General features: G+C 64.6%; 14 protein-coding genes. 7 read left to right on the forward strand and 7 right to left on the reverse strand.

The window, feature by feature from the left end; translation table 11 throughout:
* Positions 1-6 precede the first annotated feature (6 nt).
* Positions 7-2,391 (reverse strand): sucrose synthase, encoded by a 2,385-nt coding sequence (locus LQ952_RS00245; RefSeq protein ID WP_238620542.1) that lies wholly within the window; start codon positions 2,389-2,391, stop codon positions 7-9.
* Between the two features lie 77 nt (positions 2,392-2,468).
* Here LQ952_RS00245 and LQ952_RS00250 point away from each other — a divergent pair, with 77 nt between their 5' ends.
* The 6 genes from LQ952_RS00250 to LQ952_RS00275 all read left to right on the forward strand — a co-directional run bounded on the left by LQ952_RS00250 (position 2,469) and on the right by LQ952_RS00275 (position 9,388).
* Positions 2,469-2,981 carry a MarR family winged helix-turn-helix transcriptional regulator gene (locus LQ952_RS00250; RefSeq protein ID WP_430733416.1) on the forward strand — a complete coding sequence of 171 codons (513 nt, stop codon included), beginning with the start codon at positions 2,469-2,471 and terminating at the stop codon, positions 2,979-2,981.
* A 28-nt stretch (positions 2,982-3,009) separates the two neighbouring features.
* Positions 3,010-4,266: a Zn-dependent hydrolase gene (locus tag LQ952_RS00255; RefSeq protein WP_238620543.1), complete on the forward strand. Its 1,257-nt coding sequence runs from the start codon at positions 3,010-3,012 to the stop codon at positions 4,264-4,266.
* Positions 4,263-5,003, forward strand: coding sequence for a cysteine hydrolase family protein (locus LQ952_RS00260; protein ID WP_238620544.1), 741 nt, complete (start codon positions 4,263-4,265; stop codon positions 5,001-5,003). The genes LQ952_RS00255 and LQ952_RS00260 overlap by 4 nt, the downstream gene beginning before the upstream one ends.
* A 78-nt stretch (positions 5,004-5,081) precedes the next feature.
* Positions 5,082-6,149, forward strand: a complete 1,068-nt coding sequence (locus tag LQ952_RS00265) for an aspartate/ornithine carbamoyltransferase family protein (RefSeq protein WP_238620545.1) — start codon at positions 5,082-5,084, stop codon at positions 6,147-6,149.
* A gap of 67 nt (positions 6,150-6,216) precedes the next feature.
* Entirely contained in the window at positions 6,217-8,229 is a 2,013-nt protein-coding gene (gene asnB, locus LQ952_RS00270) for an asparagine synthase (glutamine-hydrolyzing) (protein ID WP_238620546.1), read from the forward strand.
* Positions 8,230-8,425: 196 nt separating this feature from the next.
* Positions 8,426-9,388 carry a mechanosensitive ion channel family protein gene (locus LQ952_RS00275; protein WP_238620547.1) on the forward strand — a complete coding sequence of 321 codons (963 nt, stop codon included), beginning with the start codon at positions 8,426-8,428 and terminating at the stop codon, positions 9,386-9,388.
* Positions 9,389-9,769: 381 nt separating this feature from the next.
* On the opposite strand, the gene LQ952_RS00280 is transcribed toward LQ952_RS00275, so the two are convergent.
* From LQ952_RS00280 to LQ952_RS00300, 5 genes are all read right to left on the reverse strand, one after another.
* On the reverse strand, positions 9,770-10,666 hold the full coding sequence (locus LQ952_RS00280; protein WP_238620548.1) for a carbohydrate kinase family protein: 897 nt from the start codon (positions 10,664-10,666) through the stop codon (positions 9,770-9,772).
* A gap of 72 nt (positions 10,667-10,738) precedes the next feature.
* Entirely contained in the window at positions 10,739-11,608 is an 870-nt protein-coding gene (locus tag LQ952_RS00285) for an endonuclease/exonuclease/phosphatase family protein (RefSeq protein ID WP_238620549.1), read from the reverse strand.
* Positions 11,609-11,618: 10 nt separating this feature from the next.
* Positions 11,619-12,959, reverse strand: a complete 1,341-nt coding sequence (gene ccsB, locus LQ952_RS00290; RefSeq protein WP_238620550.1) for a c-type cytochrome biogenesis protein CcsB — start codon at positions 12,957-12,959, stop codon at positions 11,619-11,621.
* 27 nt (positions 12,960-12,986) lie between these two features.
* Positions 12,987-15,017 (reverse strand): cytochrome c biogenesis protein ResB, encoded by a 2,031-nt coding sequence (locus LQ952_RS00295; RefSeq protein ID WP_238620551.1) that lies wholly within the window; start codon positions 15,015-15,017, stop codon positions 12,987-12,989.
* A 194-nt stretch (positions 15,018-15,211) separates the two neighbouring features.
* Entirely contained in the window at positions 15,212-15,835 is a 624-nt protein-coding gene (locus LQ952_RS00300) for a c-type cytochrome (RefSeq protein ID WP_238620552.1), read from the reverse strand.
* A gap of 170 nt (positions 15,836-16,005) precedes the next feature.
* On the opposite strand from LQ952_RS00300, the gene yihA reads away from it, so the two are divergent.
* Positions 16,006-16,635 (forward strand): ribosome biogenesis GTP-binding protein YihA/YsxC, encoded by a 630-nt coding sequence (yihA, locus tag LQ952_RS00305; RefSeq protein ID WP_238620553.1) that lies wholly within the window; start codon positions 16,006-16,008, stop codon positions 16,633-16,635.
* Positions 16,636-17,294: 659 nt separating this feature from the next.
* Here yihA and polA read toward each other — a convergent pair.
* Positions 17,295-19,997 (reverse strand): DNA polymerase I, encoded by a 2,703-nt coding sequence (polA, locus tag LQ952_RS00310; protein ID WP_238620554.1) that lies wholly within the window; start codon positions 19,995-19,997, stop codon positions 17,295-17,297.
* Positions 19,998-20,060: the final 63 nt, after the last annotated feature.

Below are 20,060 nucleotides of genomic sequence, written 5' to 3' on the forward strand. Positions count from 1 at the left end.
GCAAGCTCACCCCTCCAGCCGGGCCGCCAGGGGTCGGTACTGAAGGGCGTAGAACATCTCCAGGTAGCGCCGGGTCTCCGCCCGCTCCAGGTTGGTGACGTATTTCCAGAAGCCGTAGATCCGCGACAGGGTCATCATGCGCTCGGCGTAGAGTTTCCAGGTGTAGCGGGCCTCCACCCGACGTATGCCGGCCTCGGAGATCCGCGCCCAGTGACCGGGGTCTTCGGCGCATCGCTGGAAGAACTCCAGCAGGGTCCGCGCCGCCTCGTCGCCGTGGTTGGGGTCGATGTGGTAACCGGAACGGCCGTCTTCGATGATCTCCAGGGGGCCACCATAGAGGGTGGCGAAGGTGGGCAGGCCGGAGACCATGGCCTCGATCACCGTCAGGCCGAAGGCCTCGAACAGGGCCGGTTGCACGAACACGCCCTTGCGGTCGGCGATGAAGCGGTACAACTCGCCGGACAGCACCTTGTCCAGACGCACCCCCAGCCACCGCACCTGGCCTTCCAGTCCGTGTTCGTCGAACAAGTGGTGCATGTGGGCGATCTGCTCCTGCTCTTCCCGGTCCGATGAGCGGGCGCCATCCACATAGCCGGCGATCACCACCAGGTTGGCCTTCTCCCGCAGGTCGGGGTTGTTGGCGTACCAGGACACCAGCCCGGTGATGTTCTTGATGCGATCCAGACGGGCCATGGTGAAGATCACCGGCTTGTCCGGATCCGCCAACACCCCACGCCCTTCCGGATGGGGGCCGCCGAAGAGCATCTCCCCCAGCTCCTCGTGCAGACCCCGAATGCGTCGCTCGGTTTCCTGATGGGAGAAGTAGACCTCCGAATCCGCCCCCGGGGAGACGATGTTGAAACGGGGGTCGAAGACATCCACGCCCTTCACCACCCGGTAGAGGTCGGGCAGAGTGAAGGCGTCATAGCTCTCGTACTGACCGATGGCATGGTCGGTGCCGGCGATCTCCTGGTAGGTACTGGTGATGATGAAATCCGCCGCGTTCATGGCGATCAGGTCGGCGGTGAACTGACAGGAGAAGTGGTACTGCTCTTCGTTGTCCTTCCAGTACAGGTCCGAGTAGAGGTACTTGGTCTTTTCCAGGGCATGGGCGATGTTGCACTGGGTGACCTGCATGCGCGCGGACAGTAGGGTGGCCACCAGGTTGCCGTCGGAGTAATTGCCCACGATCAGGTCCGGGCGGCCGCCCAGTTCGGCCTTGACCCGGGTCTCCACGTCATCGGCATAGCGTTCCAGATAGGGCCAGATCTCGAAGCGGGAGATCCACTGGGACATCACTTCGCCGTCGCGGCTACGGAAGGGCACCCGCAGGATCTTGGCATTCTGGGTGCCGGAGATGGCCTCCTCCGGCTGGTCGCAGGTGGTGCCCCGGGCTTCGGGAATCAGCCGGGTCATCACCAGGATGCGGGGCTGGATGTCCAGGCCTTGCTCTTCCAGGCGTCGGTGCATCTCCCGCTCCAGGGCGCGCACCTGGTCGAGGATGTAGACCACTTGCCCCCCGGTGTCCGGCAGCCCCAGCACGTTGGCTTGGCCGAAAAAGCCATGGGGCGACATGATCAGCATGCTGAAGATCATGGGGATACGGGCCAGGAAGCGCTCCAGGGTCTCCGGTGACGGGGCTTCCAGCAGATCCGAAAGCAACCGCAGGCTCTCCAGCACCCGGCCCACGTCCTTGCCCCAGCCGGGCTCCAGGCCCAGGACCTGCAGGGCGTGGGCCACTTCCGTCCAGGGGACGTCGTGGCTGCGTGTCTGCAACCGTTTTTCGGCAGCGCGGATGGCGGAGCGCAAGGCATCCACGTCCCTCAGGCGGTCATTGATCATCAGTTGCTGGCCGTTGCTGCGGTGTTCGCGCAGGAACAGGAACAGCTTGTGCAGACCTGCGCCATCCCGGTCGAAGAGCTGACTGGAGAGCTTGCGGTTGAGAAACTCCAGCCCGCGGCCGATGGAGCGGGATTCACGCATGCTGGGGAAATTGCGCTGGAAGGCGCCGATGTCGAACTCGAGGGGCTTGTCATGGAGCCGATGGGGACTGACCAGGTGTTCCTTGAAGGCGAGGAACTCACTGACGGTCAGGGGTTCCACCGCCAGTTCGTCGGCATGGATGCGTAGGTACCACCAACGGCCCACCCGGGGGCGCACGGAAAGGCAGACCCAGGGCGCGGCGATGACGGCCTCCTGGACATCCTCCACCAGTTGCACCAGCGGACTGTGCTCCGGCGGCGGCTCGGCATGTTCAGCCGCCAGAGTCCGGTATTCATCCTGAAGGTCGGAGCGCAGGACGAAGGCCCGTCCCATGCCCTGAAACCGCCGCAGCAGCAGGTAGGAAAATTCCCGATGAGTCGTAATGTCGTTGCGTAGGGATTCCAGCATGTATGCCCCCTTAGATTTGTGCCATCCACCAGACGGATGTTATTGTACAAAAACACTTTGTGCAAAAAGATACGCCCATGGCCATGGTGCAAACCGACCCCCACACCTCCGCTTCTCCCGCCGGCAGCGATGACCGGGTGCAACATGTCATTCGGCATCTGCGGGTGCTGTTTCGTTCCCTGCAGGCCCATTCCCGGCGCATCAGCACCGACTGCGGGGTGAGTGCGGCCCAGCTCTGGGCACTGTGGGAAATGCACCTGGAGCCGGGCCTGAACGTGAGCGACCTGTCCCAGCGCCTGTCCATCCATGCCTCCACCGCATCCAACATGCTGGACAAGCTGGAACGCAAGGGTCTGATGGAGCGCCGTCGGGCGGACAAGGACCAGCGGGTGGTCAGCCTGTATCTGACCGAGTCCGGGCAGACGCTGCTGGACAATGCCCCGGCCCCGGCCCAGGGCGCCCTGAACCGGGCCCTGCGCGCCATGCCGGCGGCGGAACTGGCCCGACTGGAAGCCGGCCTGGGCATCTTGCTGGATACCATGGAGGCCCGCGATGACCAGGCCGCCCTGCGCCCCATCGCCGACGACTGAATCCCCGCCACCCCTTCCGGGAGACCCCATGACCCACGCCAGCATCAATTTCCAGCGACTGCAGCAGGATATCCAGGATCTCTCCGCCATCGGCCGGGATGCCGACCGGGGCATCCATCGCATGGCCTTCAGCGAGGGGGACCTGGCCGGGCGGCGCTGGTTCAAGGAGCGCATCCTGGCCGCCGGCCTGGACTTTTACGAGGACGGCGCCGCCAACCTGTACGGACGCCTGGACTGGGATGGCGGCCGTCCCAGCGTAATGATGGGCTCCCATCTGGACACGGTCCCCGGCGGTGGCCCCTTGGATGGTGCCCTGGGGGTGCTGGTGGGGCTGGAGGTACTGCGCACGGTGCAGGAGGCCGGCGTCGCCCTGCGCCATCCCCTGGAGGTGGTGAACTTCACCGATGAGGAAGGGCGTTTCGGCGGCCTGTTCGGCTCCCAGGCCATGGCGGGGCAACTCAGTCCGGCCCAGATCCACAATGCCCGGGATCTGGACGGCATCAGTCTCACCGAGGCCATGGCGGCCTGGGGTCTGGATGCCAATGCCGCCCTGTTCGCCCGCCGCTCCAAGGAATCCATCCACGCCTACCTGGAGATGCACATCGAGCAGGGGCCGGTGCTGGATCGCGGCGATATCAGCGTCGGCGTGGTGGAGGCCATCACCGGCCTGTTCAAGTGGGAGGCGCAGCTCAAGGGCCAGACCAACCATGCGGGTACCACCCCGATGGACATGCGTAACGACACCTTCCAGGGGCTGGCGGAGTTTGCCGGCGAGATCGACCGCATCCTGGAGGAACACGGCAGCCCCCACAGCCGGGCCACCATCGGCCGGGTGGAGCTGCGCCCAGGCGCCGCCAATACGGTGCCGGGTCACACCAGTTTCTCCCTGGACGTGCGGGACACCGACCCGGACACCCTCAAGGGGCTGTCCGATGCCTTCCGCCGCACCCTGTCCGCCATGGCCCGTCGGCGGGGTCTGATGTTCGAATTCGAAGTGCTCTCGGAACTGCCGCCCCAGCGCTGTGATCCGGGCCTGGTGCAGTTGCTGTCGGACAAGGCGGATGCCCTGGGTTTCCGCCATCTGCGCATGCCCAGCGGCGCCGCCCACGATGCCCAGATCATGTCCTGCATCGCCCGCACCGGCATGGTGTTCGTGCCCAGCCTGGAAGGGCGCAGCCATTCCCCTGCCGAGTGGACCAACTGGGAAGACATTGAACGGGGCGCCAATCTCATGCTGCAGGCGGTGCTGTCGCTGGCGGCCCAGGACACGGAGACACTGCGATGAACGACAAGACCTCCGGCCGCGATCCGGCCTACGACAATATCGACCCGCTGCGTGAGCAGTACCGGGAAACCCTGATCAGCAACCGCGCCCTGGCGCGGGCCCTGGTCTCTCATCACGCAGCCCTGCTGTGCATCGACCTGCAGTACCTGGATGCGGCCCGGGGCTGGGGGGTGTTCGCCGATGCCCAGCGCTCCGGCCTGCCGCCGGAATCCCAGGACTACTACTTCGACCGCCTGGACCGGCTGGTGCTGCCCAATGTACGTCGGCTGCAGGATGGCTTCCGGTCCCTGGGGCTGGAGGTGATCCATACCCGTATCCAGTCCCTGACCCATGACGGGCGTGACCGCGGACCGGGACACAAGCGCCTGGGCCTGCATGCGGCGCCGGGGTCCAAGGAGGCGGAGTTCCTGGAGATGGTGGCACCCCAGGGGGACGAGATCATCATCAACAAGACCGCCAGCGGGGTGTTCACCGCCACCAATCTGGAATACGTGCTGCGCAACCTGGAGGTGACGGCGCTGTTCGTCGTCGGGGTGTACAGCAACGAGTGTGTCTCCACCGCCATCCGGGATGCCTGTGATCTGGGTTTCTACGTCACCCTGATCGAGGACGCCGTGGCCACCGTGACCCCGGAACTGGACCGGGCCACGATTCTCACCATGAAGGACCGCTATGCGCGGGTGATGAGCACGGAGCAGGCACTGGTGGAGATTGCCAAGGTAGAAGGGGCCGCCTGACATGGATATTCCCTCCCCCCCCTCCTCCCTCTCCCTGGGGGAGAGGGGCTTTCAAGATGCATCAGGAGATACGCAACGATGGTAGTCGACGCCCAGCTGCAAAAGCCGCTCAGGCCCAAGGACGGCACCGCCGGCATCGAGCGGCCCAAGGCACTCATGGAAAGCATCGCCGAAGACCCCCGGCACCTGGTGACACTCTCCAGCCGCCATGTGGTCTCATCGCGCCAGTTCGACCGGGATACCCTCACCCAGCTGTTCCGCCTGTCGGCCCAGTACGAGAGTACCCCGGCGCTGATGCATCTACCCCTGCAGGGCAAGATCCTCATCAGTGCCTTCTACGAACCCAGCACCCGCACCCGCCTCTCCTTCGAGAGCGCCTGGCACCGGCTGGGCGGCGACATCATGTCCATCACCGACCCCAAGAGCACGGGCATGGCCAAGGGAGAATCCCTGGCGGACATCGCCGAGATGTTCAACAACTACGGCGACGTGATCGTACTGCGCAGCAACCAGGACCGGGCGATCTACGAGATGCTCGACACCCTGCGCATCCCCATCGTCAATGCCGGCAACGGTATCGACGAGCATCCCACCCAGGCCATGGCGGACCTGTACACCATTTTCAAATGGAGGCCGCAGTTGCTGGACCCGGACCTACCGCCGGACCGGCGGGTCCGGGTCGGGATCATCGGCGTCCCCAACCGCATGCGTACCGTGCGCAGCCTGCTGCTGCTCCTGGCCCGCTTCTCCAGCGCCTTTGAAGAGGTGGTGATCCTCACCGATGAAGCCCGGCCCTTCGATCCGGGCCAGCAGGAAGAACTGGCCGAACAGGGCCTGTCGGTGCGGGTGGCCCAGGACCTCGGCGCCGAGTTGCCCGGTCTGGACGTGGTGTACATCAACGCCATTGCCTGGGTGGGCGACAGCTACGAGGCCATGGGCGCCGACCTCAAGCTCTCCACTGACTCTCCCCTCAAGGCGGGGGCCATCATCCTGCACCCCCTGGCGCGGGGGGAGGAGCTTTCCACGGACCTGGATGACACCTCCCACAACTGGTACTTCGCCCAGGCCCGGGGCGCGGTCTTCATCCGCATGGCCCTGCTCACCTGCATCGTCCGTCGCATCAGCGAAGTGATGGACACCCCCTGATCCCTCCCGCGTGGGGGCCGACCGGCCCTCACGCAGACCTCGAATTCACAGCCTCAAGGAGTTGCCCATGTGTGGTATCGCCGGCGTCATTCATGCCGACCCGCAAAAACCCGTTGACCCCCGAAATCTCGTGGCCATGGCCGCCATCCAGCACCATCGCGGCCCCGACGGCTTCGGTTACAAGGTGCAGGACGATCGCGGCGTGGGCTTCTCCCATGCCCGCCTCACCATCATCGACCTGGACGAAAACCGAGGACGCCAGCCCTTCCTGTCCGAGGACCGTCATCTGATGCTGGCGGTCAACGGTGAACTCTACGACTACAAGCGCATCCGCACCGAGCTCACCTCCCGGGGTGCAAAATTCCGCACCAAGAGTGACTCCGAGATGGTGCTGCACCTGTATCAGCGCCAGGGCCTGGAGGACATGCTGCCCCACCTGCGGGGCGAATTCGCCATCGCCCTCTATGACCGTCAGCGGGACCGCCTGATGCTCATCCGCGACCGTTTCGGCGTCAAACCCCTGTACTGGACCGAGGTCAACGGCAGCGTGGTGTTCGGCTCCGAGCTGAAGGTGCTGTTCGCCCATCCGGACGTGCCGCGCCGGTTCGAGTCCCAGGGCCTGTACCACCAGCTGATGCAAACCATGGTCCCCGGCAGCACCGCCTTCGAAGGCATTCATCAGGTCAAGCCGGGCCATGTGGTCACCATCGAGCGTCGTCACGGCAAGTTCCAGATCCGCGACGACCGCTACTGGGACATGGACTTTCCCCTGCAGTCGGAACGGGGCGAGGAAAAGGACGAGGATTTCTACATCGAAGGGATCCGGGAAAAGCTCATGGAGGCGGTGCAGTTGCGCCTGGAGGCGGACGTGCCGGTGGCCTGCTATCTCTCCGGCGGCATCGACTCCTGCATCACCCTGGGCCTGTCGGCCGCCCACCAGCAGTCGGCGGTCAAAGCCTTCACCATCGGCTTCGACAACGCCGACTACGACGAGACCGCCATCGCCCAGGAGATGGCTCGTAGCGTGGGGGCGGACCAGGACATCATGCGTCTGGATGCCGGCCACCTCTACGACAATCTGGTGGAAACCCTCTGGCACGCGGAACGCACCATCTACAACACCCTCGGGGTGGCCAAGCTCCTGATGAGCCGCCATGTGAACCGAGCCGGTTACCGGGTGGTGGTCACCGGGGAGGGTTCCGATGAACTGTTTGCCGGCTACCCCTCCTTCCGTCGGGACATGTTCCTGCACGGCCTGGACACCCTGTCTCCGGCGGAGCGGGCCGGGTGGGAACAGCTGCTGGCGGAGAGCAACCAGCTCTTCAAGGGTGCCATGCTGGCGGAAAATGAACTGCATGACCCGGCCCTGGACGCTCTGGTGGGTTTCACCCCCTCCTGCCTGCAGCCCTGGCTGGCCAGTGCCGCTCACGCCCCGGGCCTGATGGCCGCCCACCACCGGGACGCAGTCAGGGGCTACGAGCCGGGCCGCGCCATTGCCGAGGCCCTGGACGGCGACATGATCGAAGGCCGCCATCCCCTGGACAAGGCCCAGTACGTCTGGATCAAGACCATGCTGGAAGGTCAGATCCTCACCTGGGGCGGTGACCGGGTGGACATGGCCAATTCCATGGAGGCGCGACCACCGTTCCTGGACCACCATCTGGCGGATCTGGCGGTGCACCTGCCGCCGTCCATGCGCATCAAGGGCCGGACCGAGAAGTACGTGCTGCGGGAGGCCATGAAGGGACTGCTGCCCAAGGTGCTGTATGAGCGCGAGAAGTTCGCCTTCATGGCCCCGCCGGCCCACACGGACCCGAAGAAGTGGGCGGCAATGAAGGCCCTGGCGGATCAGTACCTGTCGGATCAGGCGATCCAGGATGCGGGCCTGCTGGACCCGGCCGGGGTGAAGACGCTGTTCGCGCTGCACGAGGACCCGGACACCTCCACCTCCACCCAGGTGCAGCTGGACGCGGTGATCAACCATATGATCGGGGTGCAGGTGCTGCACAGCCACTTCGTGGCCCAGGACATCCCCGCCCTGGCCCGGCGCCGGGCGGAAGAACTGGGCTGGAGGGTCTGATCAGGGCTTCTCCCTCGGGAGAAGGGCCGGGGATGAGGGGGAGCCCCCTGCCGTCACTCCCGCGAACGCGGGAGTCCAGAATGCCCGGGCCGTGACTGGATTCCCGCCTTCGCGGGAATGACCAGATTAAGAGGGCGCCGACCCGATAAGGAAACACCCATACGACAAGGAAAACCCATACGACAAGGAGACACCCATGGAACACGTCCTTGAGTACTTCACCCAGGTGGAATGGCAGCACCTGATCTTCGCTTCCCTGCGCATCCTGCTCATCCTCATCATTGCCTGGGTGGTGATGTCCCTCATCCGGGCCGGCCTGGGGCGCATGGAAAAACGCCTGGTGGAACGGGGCAAGAAGCAGGGCGACGTCCCCTCCGAGGCCCACAAACGGGCCGAGACCCTGGTTCGGCTGCTGCGCCAGGCCATCGTCATCCTCATCTGGATCATGTCCCTGCTGGTGATCCTCAACGAGATGGGCATCTCCATCGCCCCCATCCTGGCCTCCGCCGGTGTGGTCGGCCTGGCCGTGGGCTTCGGCGCCCAGAATCTGGTGCGGGACGTGATCAGCGGGTTCTTCATCATCCTGGAAAACCAGGTGCGGGTAGGTGACGTGGCGGTGATCAACGGCACCGGCGGACTGGTGGAGGCCATCAACTTCCGCACCCTGCAACTGCGGGACCTGGAGGGCAAGCTGCACATCATCCCCAACGGCACCATCACCTTCATGACCAACGTGACCCACGGCTGGTCGGCCTATGTGTTCGATATCCCGGTGGCCTACAAGGAGGATACCGACCGGGTGGTGGCGCTGATCCAGCGGGTGGGCGCCGAGATGCGGACCGATTCCAGACTCCGGCGCAGCATGCTGGAAGACGTGGACGTGTTCGGGGTGGACAAGTTCGATGACTCGGGGGTGGTCATCAAGGGACGGATCAAGACCCTGCCCATCAAGCAGTGGGAGGTGGGACGGGAGTTCCTGCGACGGGTGAAGCAGACCTTTGACGCCGAGGGCGTGGAGATCCCGTTCCCCCATCGGACGCTGTATTTCGGCGCCGCCAGCCCGCCGGTGGTGGCACAGATGCTCAACCGCGCCGAGGCGGCCCCCGTTCCCCCTGCACCCCCCCTCCAGCGGGAAAACTCTCACGCCGGGGAAAGATGAACCGGATCTGCCCCGACCCCTGTCTGGATTCCCGCCTGCGCGGGAATGACGACCTCGACCTTGCCGTCACTCCCGCGAACGCGGGAGTCCAGAATTTCCGGGCCGTGACTGAATTCCCGCCGGCGCGGGAATGACGACCTTAGCCTTGTCGTCACTCCCGCGAACGCGGGAGCCCAGAATTTCCGGGCCGTGACTGAATTCCCGCCTGCGCGGGAATGACGACCTCAGCCTTGTCGTCACTCCCGCGAACGCGGGAGCCCAGAATGCCCGGTCCCTGCCTGAATTCCCGCCTGCGCGGGAATGACGACCTCAACCTTGCCGTCACTCCCGCGAAAGCGGGAGTCCAGAGGTTCGGGTCCGGGAATCTGAACCGGGATTCGATCACCAGTCCTGTCGGGACGCCTGATAGAATTCCCGATCCTCCGTGGTCGCTCCATGCAGGGTGCAGACCTTCGCGGCGAAATCCGCCGCGCGCGCCAGGATGGTTTCCCAGTCCCAGCCCTGCAGGATGCCGGTCAGGGTGACGGCACTGAAGGCATCCCCTGCCCCCACGGTATCCACCAGTCCCGCCACCGGCGGCGCCGATCGCTGGTGGCACTCACCCTCGCGGGTGAGCACCATCGCGCCCTCCGACGCCCGGGTGACGATCACCGCCGACAACCCGTACCGTTCAAGGGTGCGACGGGCCTGAACCAAGGGGTCCGGCTCATCGGGCACCGGGGACAACGCCACCAGTTCATCCTGGTTGAGCTTGACCCAGTGGGCATGGGCCATCCAGCCCTGCACCGTGTCACGATCCCACCAGGGGGCGCGCAGGTTCACATCCATGAACACCGGGGCCGACAGGCGCTCCCGCAGTGCTTCCAGGGCCTGCCGGGAGACAGGGTCGCGCAGGGCCAGACTGCCGTGATAGAGCACGCCGGCCGGTGCCGGAGCCACTGCTAGGGCCTGAGCGGTATCGATGTGGTCGTAGGCCTGGCCGGAGAGGATGTCGTAGCTGGGCTCACCGCCCTTGAGGGTCACCCTGACCTGGCCGGTGGGATGTCCGGGGTCCACCTGCAGCCCTTCCCGGCACATGCCCCAGCGGGTCAGGGTCTGCAACACCTGACGGCCCAGGGCGTCATCGCCCACGGCGCCGACGAAGCGCGGATCAGTCCCCAGTCCCTTGAGATTCCAGGCCACGTTGAAAGGGGCACCCCCCAGGATGGAGCGGTCCTCGAAGCAATCGAACAGGACTTCGCCGAAGATCACGGCCCGGGTCCGGGATGTCTGGGTCACAGGAGGCCTCCCGCCGTCAGTAAGTGGCCCTTCAGCTTAGGCGGGGGGGGTGGCCGTGTGCAACCCGGTGGATTACTGGCAGAAGAGTTCCATACGGGTATGGGCCATCTGCACCGTCTCAGGGATCACCAGCTCCACCCCCACCGGCAGGTGATCGGAATAGTTCAGGTTGTAGACATGGACCTGCTCCAGCCCCAGCCCCGGTGTCACCAGGATGTGGTCGAAGGCATGTATGGGCCGCCAGCTGGGATAGGTCTTGGCGCTGGCCAAGGGCTCCTGCAGTCGGGTATGGCTGACCAGACGCCGCACTTCCTGGGAATGGGCCGGGGTGTTCATGTCGCCCATGACCACCACGTGCTCATGATCGCGCAGCACTTCGGCGATGTACTGCATCTGCAGCATGCGGGCCTTACGGCCCAGGGACAGGTGCACCAGCATGATGACCAGGGAGTCTTCGCCATGGTGGGCGCCGAAGTGGGCCTCAAGGGCGCCCCGTCCGGGGATGCGCCCGGGCAGGCGGTGCTCCACCACCGAGTGGGGCCGGAAGCGGGATAACAGCCCCAGGCTATGCTTGGCCAGCTTGCCCAAGTTGCGGTTGGTCTGGCTGTACCAGTAAGGGAACTCTCCCCGATGGGCCAGGTATTCGGCCAGGTTGACAAAGTTACTGCGCAGGCTGCCGGCATCCAGTTCCTGCAACCCTACCAGATCAAACCCCGAAATGAAGCGGGCGATGCTGTTCAGGTTGCCCATGCGCCCCTCGTAGGGCAGCAGATGCTTCCAGCTGTTGGTCAGGTAATGGTGGAAGCGCCCCGAGGCGATACCCACCTGGACGTTGTAGCTGAGAATCCGCAGCCGCTGCCCCCCCGCCACCGGCGGGGTACTGGGACCGATGGACAGGGTGTCCACCACGGAAGGGTGATCATGTCCGTGATTGCCTTGCATGCATCCTGACTCAAAGCGTGCCATAGGAATGCAGCCCGCCCAGGAACATGTTCACCCCGACGAAGGCGAATGTGGTGATGAGAAGGCCCAGGATGGCCCACCAGGCCATGGGAACACCGCGCCAGCCCTTGGTGAAGCGCAGATGCAGCCAGGCAGCATAGTTCAGCCACACGATCAGGGCCCAGGTCTCCTTCGGGTCCCAGGACCAGTAGGCACCCCAGGCCTCCGCCGCCCACATGGCGCCCAGCACCGTGGCAATAGTGAAAAAGGCAAAGCCGATGGCGATGGACTTGTACATGACGTCATCCAGCACCTCGCGGCTGGGCAGCCGCCGGACCAGCAGGCCGTCGGGCCGGCGCCGCTCGCCCCGGGCCCGCATCAGATAGGCCACCCCCAGCATGGCAGCGATGGCAAAGCCGCCGTAGCCCACGAAGTTGGTGGGCACATGGACCTTCATCCACCAGCTCTGCAGGGCGGGCACCAACGGCTGCACCACATGGGCCTCTCGGTCCAGGGTGTACCAGAGCAGGAAGGCCACGGCGGCGCTGACCACCATCATGACAAACCCGCCCATGCCCAGGTTGCGGGTGCGGCCCTGGTAATAGAGATACATCAGCACCGTGACGATGCAGAATAGAACAAAGACCTCCCACAGATTGCTCACCGGGATATAGCCCCAGGTGGGATCGTGCAGGTAGGTTTCACGCCAGCGCACCAGCAGGCCCGCCAGGCCGAAGGCGGCGGCGCACCAGGCCAGCACACTGCCCACCCGGGCGGCAAAGTCGGTGCGGGCGATGGGACCCAGCAGGGCGCCCACGGCCACCAGCAGGATCAGGGGACTGGCCCATTCCAGGCCCGGGACCAGGCCGCTACGCCCCAGCCAGAGGCCGGCAAGCCCCAGGGCGCCGGTCACCACGGCGGTAATCAGGGCCGGTAGCACACCGCGGCCAGCCTCGCGCCGGAACAGCGATGCCAGATAGGCGGTGGTGGACATGTAAAGCAGGGCGCACATCCACATCACCGCCGCTTCGCCGGAGACCAGGTACTTGAGGAAGAAATTGGTCTGCGCACTGGCCAGGGTGTCGCCGTAGCTGAACACCCCCAATAGGCTCATGCCGGTCACCGCCAGGGCATAACCCTTGAACGATTTCCAGAACCAGCCCAACCACAGGCCGGTAGCGGCAGTGACCACCAGGGTGCCGGACTGGTAGATGTCCATGCGGTTGCCGTAGGCGGCCAGGACGAAGACCGTGGCCACCACCACGCCGGCCGCCCAGATCCAGTCCGCCGGTGACAGGCGGCGGAAGAAACCGGGATATTCGGCGCTCATGGAGTCTTGGGTGACGGACATGTGCTTACCTCGCAATCAGAATCATGGTCAGGCGCGGGCATCCTGATCCGCGGGCGTGGGCCGTGGCTCACCCAGAACGGCCCGGGATATTTCATCAAATTCCCTGTTGAAATCCGATGTGCTGCGGTTGCTGGTCCCTGCCAACACCAGACCCGAACCGTCGGGACGAGGCTGCACCCAGAGCCAACAGCGGCGATGACTCACGTACAGAAGCAGAAAGATGCCCAGGATCAACATGACACTGCCGGCATAGACCACCACCTGCCCGGGTGCCTTGGTGATCATCAGGCCGGAAGCCTGGATGTGCTCAAAATCATTCAGGTGCAGGAAAAACGGCGAGCCGTAGAACGGCAGGGCATTGATGGCCCGCAGCGCATCGGCCAGAAAGTGGTCATCCGCCTCGCTGACCACCTCGATGCCCTCTTCCGCCAGCACCCGCAGGTAGATGGCATCCAGACCGGAATTGAGGACCCGGAGAAAGACATCCGCCAGCTGGTCCCACTGCCCGGCCGGGGCCTGTTCCTGCACCTGGGCAATGACCTCCTCATAGCCGCCGACGGCAAACGTCTCCAGCAAGTCGCGCATGGTCTCGGCCACCTGGCTACGGATCTGTTCGTCCACGCCTGTGAATTGTCCAGCGGCGGCCCGGGTGGACTCATCAACCACAGCGGCCACCACGGCAGGGTCCGTCAGCTTGGCCAGAAAGCGCATGAAACGGTCCACGCCGCCCTGTGGGTCCAGAGGAATGTAGAGGAAGCTGAAGGGTTCTGCCGGGTTCTGCCTGACGCCGCTGAGCAGATACCGGCGGCCATCCCGCTCCACAGGCTGCTGGAAGTTGCGGTGAAACCAGCCGGCACCGCTGCTGTCCCGGACCACGTACTCGAAGCTCGGCCCCATGTCCATGCGCTCGCGCACGCCGTCTTCCTCGATCAGAGTCGGGTTGGTGTCCTTGAAATCGGTGAATTCCACCCGCAGACGGGTGCCGTCCCCTGCGGTCTGGGAATAGGTACCGAAAACGCGGGCATCGAAGGGCATGGGACGGTCGGCCCCCCGGCCCAGGGGATACATGCCCAGATTCAGGTGAGAGCCGCCATCACGGAAGCTGGCCTGGTAGATGGTATAACCCCGGTGCACCAACGGATGGTTCACGCTGATGGTATGCGCCAAGGGTTCATCCAGCAAGTCATCATGGATGATCAGATCGGTCTCAAAGGCGCGTTCCTGACCGGTGGCATGACGCTCCACCCGGAACGCCTTCACCTCGATGTGAAACGGCAGCTCCTGCACCACGTAGCCGTCCCGCATCGTCACGAAGGCCACGTCCACCCGCTGCCCTTCGGGGATCTCCACCGAACCCCGGAACGACGGATTGGAAACGGAGACCCGGCTCTGCGCAGGGATCTCGGAGACAGGCACCTGTCGGGTTTCGACCTCCAGCCGGCCGGTGAATTCCGCCAGCATCAGCGGCAGACGGCCATCCACCAGGCCACCGATGCAAATGACCACGATGGCCACATGGGTGAAGAAGTACCCCAGGCGGCCGGCACTGCCGCGCATGGCCGACAATACCCGGTGATCACCATGATCTGCCTGACGCACCCGGTAGCCACGGGCCCTGAACACGGACTCGGCACGAGACATCAGCGCCGTCGGCGTCTCGGGGTGGGTATCCCGCTGCACGTTATGCTGGAAGCTGCGCAGGGATTTTTCCTTGACCCCCAGCCGGAATTGACGCATGTCACGGATCATGGCCGGGGTGCTGCGATAGACGCAGACACTGGTGGAGATCACCAGAAAGACGAGGATGAGCAGATACCAGCCGGCGGAGTAGACGTGGTAGATCCCCAGTGTGCGAAACAGCTCATGCCAGAAGGGACCGTAGTCCAGCAGATAGGTCTCATAGGATTGATTCTGCTGGAGGACGGTGCCGACCACCGAAGCCACGGCCAGGGCGACCAGCAACGTGATGGCCAGGCCCATGGACCCAAGAAAACCCATCAGGACGGCAAAGGTGGAACGCCGGCCTGGCGGCGTCGGGTCGGTGGGTGTGCTGCTCATGTCTCTCGGGTCGGAAAGTGGTTGCCTGTTTGACCCTGCAAGGCACACAAGTTCGTGTCACAGGGCACAAAAACCACGTGATCAGCAGGTCTTGTTGTCCTGGGTCAAATACCTTCCGGACTCAAGACATGCCGGACAGAATCAAAAAAGGGTGGCCGCTGGGCCACCCTTTCGAGTGTTTTACCGATCTCGCCTTACTTGGACGGCAGGCTGGCGATGTACTCGGCCACGGCAGACATTTCCTCGTCGGTCATGCGGCCGGCCACGTTACGCATCATGCGGCCCGGATCATTGGCACGCAGACCATCACGGAACTGCTTGAGCTGATCCAGGGTATACACGCCGTGCTGGGCGGACACGCTGGGGAACACGGCGGCGGGGTTACCCTTGCCGTTGGGGCCGTGGCAGGCCACACAGGCGGCCACACCCGTGGCAGTGTTGCCACCGAAGTAGATCTGCTTGCCCAGGGCCAGTTTTTCCGCAGCGGCGGCGGTGCGGCCAGGCGCCGGGGTCTGGCTGGCGAAGTAGGCGGCCAGGTGGGGCAGGTCTTCCTCTTCCAGGGCGGCCACCTGGGGATTCATCAGGGCGTGGCTGCGACGGCCGGCCTTGTAGTCCTGCAACTGCTTGAGCAGATAGGCCTCGTCCTTGCCGGCGATCTTCGGCCATGCCGGGACCACACTATTGCCGTCAGCCTGGTGGCAAGCCACGCAGGGGCTGGAAAGTTCCTTGCCGCGCACCGGGTCACCGGATTCGGCCAGCAGCGACGCCGACATGCTCATACCCAGTGTGGCGACGGCGATAAGGACAAGTTTTTTCATCGTGGGTTGACTCCTGAACCTGAAACAAAAGCGCTTCGTTGGTAACCTGACACTGACTCGCGCGTCGGGCGCAGCCTCAAAATAGCCGCAATGTATATCATACTAACTCCACCGTCGCAAAAGTCGACGAAGGTCAACCAGCCATTAGAACACAGCGAGTCACGTCACCCATGAACCCGGCTTACCACCAGGCGGAATTCCTCACCAGCGCCGCCAGCCTCAAGGGCCTGCCACCGGAGCAGGGCCACGAAGTGGCCTTTGCCGGCCGATCCAACTCAGGCAAGTCCAGCGCCATCAACACATTGTGCCGGCAACGCGCCCTGGCACGCACCAGCAAGACGCCGGGCAGAACCCAGCTGATCAACTTCTTTGCCCTCGACGGGGAACGCCGACTGGTGGATCTGCCCGGTTACGGCTATGCCAAGGTACCGGAAGCGATGCGGCGGCGCTGGGGGCAGTTGATGGAGAACTATCTGGCCCAGCGCGCCTGCCTGCGGGGGCTGGTGCTGGTCATGGATATCCGTCATCCCCTGACGGACCATGACTGGCAGATGATCGGCTGGGTCCATGCCCGGCATCTGCCCCTGCATGTGCTGCTGACCAAGTCCGACAAGCTCAAGCGGGGGCCGGTCATGGATACGGTACGTCAGGTGGTGCGGGCGCTGGGCAACGAAGGGGTGGAGGCGACGGTGCAACCGTTTTCATCGCTGAAGAAGCAGGGGGTGGATGATGCCCATTCCGTGCTGGATGGCTGGCTGTTCAGTGAGGGAGGGCTCGCCCACCCTGAGCAGGAGGCATAAAAAAGCCCCGGCGGCCATTGGGGGTTGGCATGAACCGGGGCAGGGTCCGGCTCGACTTGGGGGAGTTCGAGCCATCCCGCTCAGGGAGGTAAGCGGGAAGCGCCGGGCTGCAGCGCTTGATGAATGGGACTCCCGTCGCCGCCTATAGTTCACAAAATTAATCGGGTAAGGAAAATTTTTCGGCAACTGCAGGAAAAAAAGCCCCGGAGCACTTGCGTGGTCCGGGGCCAGCTTGGGCTCGACTTGGGGGAGTCAGAGCTACCCGCCTAGGGGGTTAGACGGGGAGCACCCATGGAAAAGGTGCTCACTGATTAAAGACTATATGCCCGTCAGGAAGTTCTCAGTTCCGGCAGGAGTTTGCGGATCTGTGAAAGATCTCTCAAAAAAAGGGCTAATGAGAGCATATTCAGCGCCATTTTCACTCCAACCCTGTAGAAATGCCCGGCCCGGACCAGCCCCTTCATTCATTGCCGGCCCTCACCCCCGGGCGGGGGCCCCGCCCCGAATGTGTCATTCTCGCGCACGCGGGAGTGACGGACGGCACTGACGCAAGGGCTGGGCTCCCGCCTTCGCGGGAGTGACGGAAGAAGCGGGAGTGACGGAAGAAGCGGGAGTGACGGAAGAAGCGGGGTGACGGAAGGGGACTTGTTCAGTGTTTCCTAGGCGTGGGCGGCGTCCCAGTTGTCCCCCACCCCCACTTCCACCAGCAGCGGGACATCCAGCTCGGCGGCACCGCACATCAGCGCGGTGATCCGCTCCCGGGCCGAGGCCACCTCGGCCGCATCCACCTCGAACACCAGCTCGTCATGCACCTGCATGATCATGGTGACACCGGGAGATTCCGCCTGAATCCATCCGTCCACCGCCAGCATCGCCCGCTTGATGATGTCCGCGGCGGTGCCCTGCATGGGCGCATTGATGGCCACCCGCTCCGCCTGGGCGCGCACCTGGGCATTGCGGGCACGGATATCCGGCAGATGGAGACGACGCCCGAACAGGGTTTCCACATACCCCTGCTCCCGGGCCTGCTCACGGGTGCCGTCCATGTAGGCCTTCACCCCCGGATAGCGGGCAAAATAACGGTCCACATAGTCCTGGGCCGAACCCCGGTCGATCCCCAGCTGCCGGGCCAGCCCGAAGGCGGACATGCCGTAAATCAGACCGAAATTGATGGCCTTGGCGGCACGCCGCTGCTCCGTGGTCACTGCGTCCACCGCCACCCCGAAGACCTCGCCGGCCGTGGCTCGATGGATATCCTGCCCATCGGCAAAGGCCTGCAGCAGCCCCCGGTCACCGGACAGGTGGGCCATGATGCGCAGTTCGATCTGGGAATAGTCCGCCGCCAGGATCCGGCGCCCCTCGGGCGCAATGAAGGCCTGCCGGATGCGGCGGCCCTCCGGGGTACGGATGGGAATGTTCTGCAGATTGGGCTCCGAGGAAGACAAGCGCCCGGTGGAGGCCACCGCCTGATGATAGGAGGTGTGCACCCGCCCGGTATCCCGATCAATCCGCTCCGGCAGCTTGTCAGTGTAGGTGGACTTGAGCTTGGACAGCCCACGATGCGCCAGGATCAGGCGCGGCAGAGGGTAGTCCAGGGCCAGCTGTTCCAGGACATCCTCGGCGGTGGAAGGCTGCCCCTTGGGGGTCTTGCGGATCACAGGCAGCTGCTGGCGCTCGAACAGGATCTCTTGAATCTGCTTGGGCGAGCTCAGATTGAAGGTACAACCGGCCAGATCATGGGCCTCCCGCTCGATCCGGCCCATGCGGTCGGCCAGCTCATGGCTCTGGGTGAACAACAGTTCCGGGTCCACCCGCACACCGGCCCGTTCCATGCGGGAGAGTACCGGCACCAAGGGGATCTCCAGGGTTTCGTAGATCCGCCGCTGCCCCTCCAGGTCCTTGAGCCGGGGCCAGAAATGGTGGTGCAGCCGCAAGGTGATGTCCGCATCCTCGGCCGCATAGGGGGCGGCCTCGTCCAGCCGCACCTGGGAGAACGGGATCTGCTTCGCCCCCTTGCCGGCCACGTCCTCGTAGTGGACGGTCTTCAGCCCCAGGCAGCGCTGGGCCAGACTGTCCATGTCGTGGCGCCCGGCAGTACTGTTGAGCACGTAGGAGGCCAGCATGGTGTCATGGGTGATGCCCCGCAGCTCGATGCCGTGGTTGAGCAGGACATTGCGATCGTATTTCAGATGATGCCCCAGCTTGGGTCGGTCCGGATCTTCCAGCAGGGGGCGCAGCTTCTCCAGGGTCTCGTCCAGGGGCAGTTGGTCCGGTACATCCCCATAGTCGTGGGCCAGGGGCAGATAGGCCGCCTCATGGGGGGTCACGCTGAAGGACAGTCCCACCACCCGGGCCTGCATGTAGTCCAGGCTGGTGGTTTCGGTGTCGAAGGCGAACAGCGGCGCCTCGGCCAGTCGCGTCATCCAGCGCTCCAGCTGCTCCGCTTCCAGGATGGTTTCATAACGGACCTCGGGCGCCGCGTCAGGGTCCGGCTCGGGGACCGGTTCGCCCCCTTCCAACTCGGCCTGCCATTGGCGGAACTCCAGACGAGCCAACAACTCCCGCAATTGCGACGTGTCGGCCCCCTGCAACTGAAGGTCCAAAGGCTCCCGGTCCAGTGCCACGTCACAGCGCACCGTGACCAGCTCCCGGGACAGGGGCAACCAGGCCAGGGCGGTGCGCAGGTTTTCCCCCACCTTGCCCTTGATCTCATCGGCCCGGGCCATGATCTCGTCCAGACTGCCATGGGCCTTGAGCCATTTCACCGCCGTCTTCGGACCCACCTTGTCCACACCGGGGACATTGTCCACGGCATCTCCCACCAGGGTCAGGTAATCCACGATGCGCGCCGGGGGGACACCGAACTTCTCCTCCACCCCGGCCTCGTCCATCACGGTGCCGTTCATGGTGTTGACCAAGGTCACCCCCGGCTCCACCAGCTGGGCCAGGTCCTTGTCGCCGGTGGAAATGATCACCTCCATGCCCGCCCGGCGGGCCTGCCGGGTCAGAGTGCCGATGACGTCGTCGGCCTCCACGCCGGCCACCACCAGCATGGGAATGCCCATGGCCTGTACCAGCGCGTGCAGGGGCGCCACCTGGGCCGACAGCTCCTCCGGCATGGGTGGGCGATGGGCCTTGTACTCGGCATAGAGATCATCGCGGAAGGTCCGGCCCTTGGCATCGAAGATCACGGCCATGTGGCTGGGCTGATACTCACCGATCAGCTTACGCAACATGCCGGCCACACCATAGATCGCCCCGGTGGGCTCGCCGCGGGAATTGGTCAGGGGAGGCAGGGCATGGAAGGCGCGGTAGAGGTAGGAAGATCCGTCCACCAGGATCAGGGGAGATGAAGTGTTCACCAGGCGGGTTCTCAGCAGTGTTCAAGGACCGGGACCACAGGGTACCCGGGCGCAAGGGATCAG

Origin of the sequence: Ectothiorhodospira lacustris, assembly GCF_022227785.1 — a bacterium.
GTDB classification, from domain to species: domain Bacteria; phylum Pseudomonadota; class Gammaproteobacteria; order Ectothiorhodospirales; family Ectothiorhodospiraceae; genus Ectothiorhodospira; species Ectothiorhodospira lacustris.

Coding starts and splice junctions, on each gene's coding strand:
- LQ952_RS00295 (WP_238620551.1), bottom strand. CDS start 15,017: ATGAGCAGCACACCCACCGACCCGACGCCGCCAGGCCGGCGTTCCACC.
- LQ952_RS00265 (WP_238620545.1), top strand. CDS start 5,082: ATGGTAGTCGACGCCCAGCTGCAAAAGCCGCTCAGGCCCAAGGACGGC.
- LQ952_RS00250 (WP_430733416.1), top strand. CDS start 2,469: ATGGCCATGGTGCAAACCGACCCCCACACCTCCGCTTCTCCCGCCGGC.
- LQ952_RS00275 (WP_238620547.1), top strand. CDS start 8,426: ATGGAACACGTCCTTGAGTACTTCACCCAGGTGGAATGGCAGCACCTG.
- LQ952_RS00300 (WP_238620552.1), bottom strand. CDS start 15,835: ATGAAAAAACTTGTCCTTATCGCCGTCGCCACACTGGGTATGAGCATG.
- ccsB (WP_238620550.1), bottom strand. CDS start 12,959: ATGTCCGTCACCCAAGACTCCATGAGCGCCGAATATCCCGGTTTCTTC.
- LQ952_RS00255 (WP_238620543.1), top strand. CDS start 3,010: ATGACCCACGCCAGCATCAATTTCCAGCGACTGCAGCAGGATATCCAG.
- asnB (WP_238620546.1), top strand. CDS start 6,217: ATGTGTGGTATCGCCGGCGTCATTCATGCCGACCCGCAAAAACCCGTT.
- LQ952_RS00245 (WP_238620542.1), bottom strand. CDS start 2,391: ATGCTGGAATCCCTACGCAACGACATTACGACTCATCGGGAATTTTCC.
- LQ952_RS00285 (WP_238620549.1), bottom strand. CDS start 11,608: ATGCAAGGCAATCACGGACATGATCACCCTTCCGTGGTGGACACCCTG.
- LQ952_RS00260 (WP_238620544.1), top strand. CDS start 4,263: ATGAACGACAAGACCTCCGGCCGCGATCCGGCCTACGACAATATCGAC.
- yihA (WP_238620553.1), top strand. CDS start 16,006: ATGAACCCGGCTTACCACCAGGCGGAATTCCTCACCAGCGCCGCCAGC.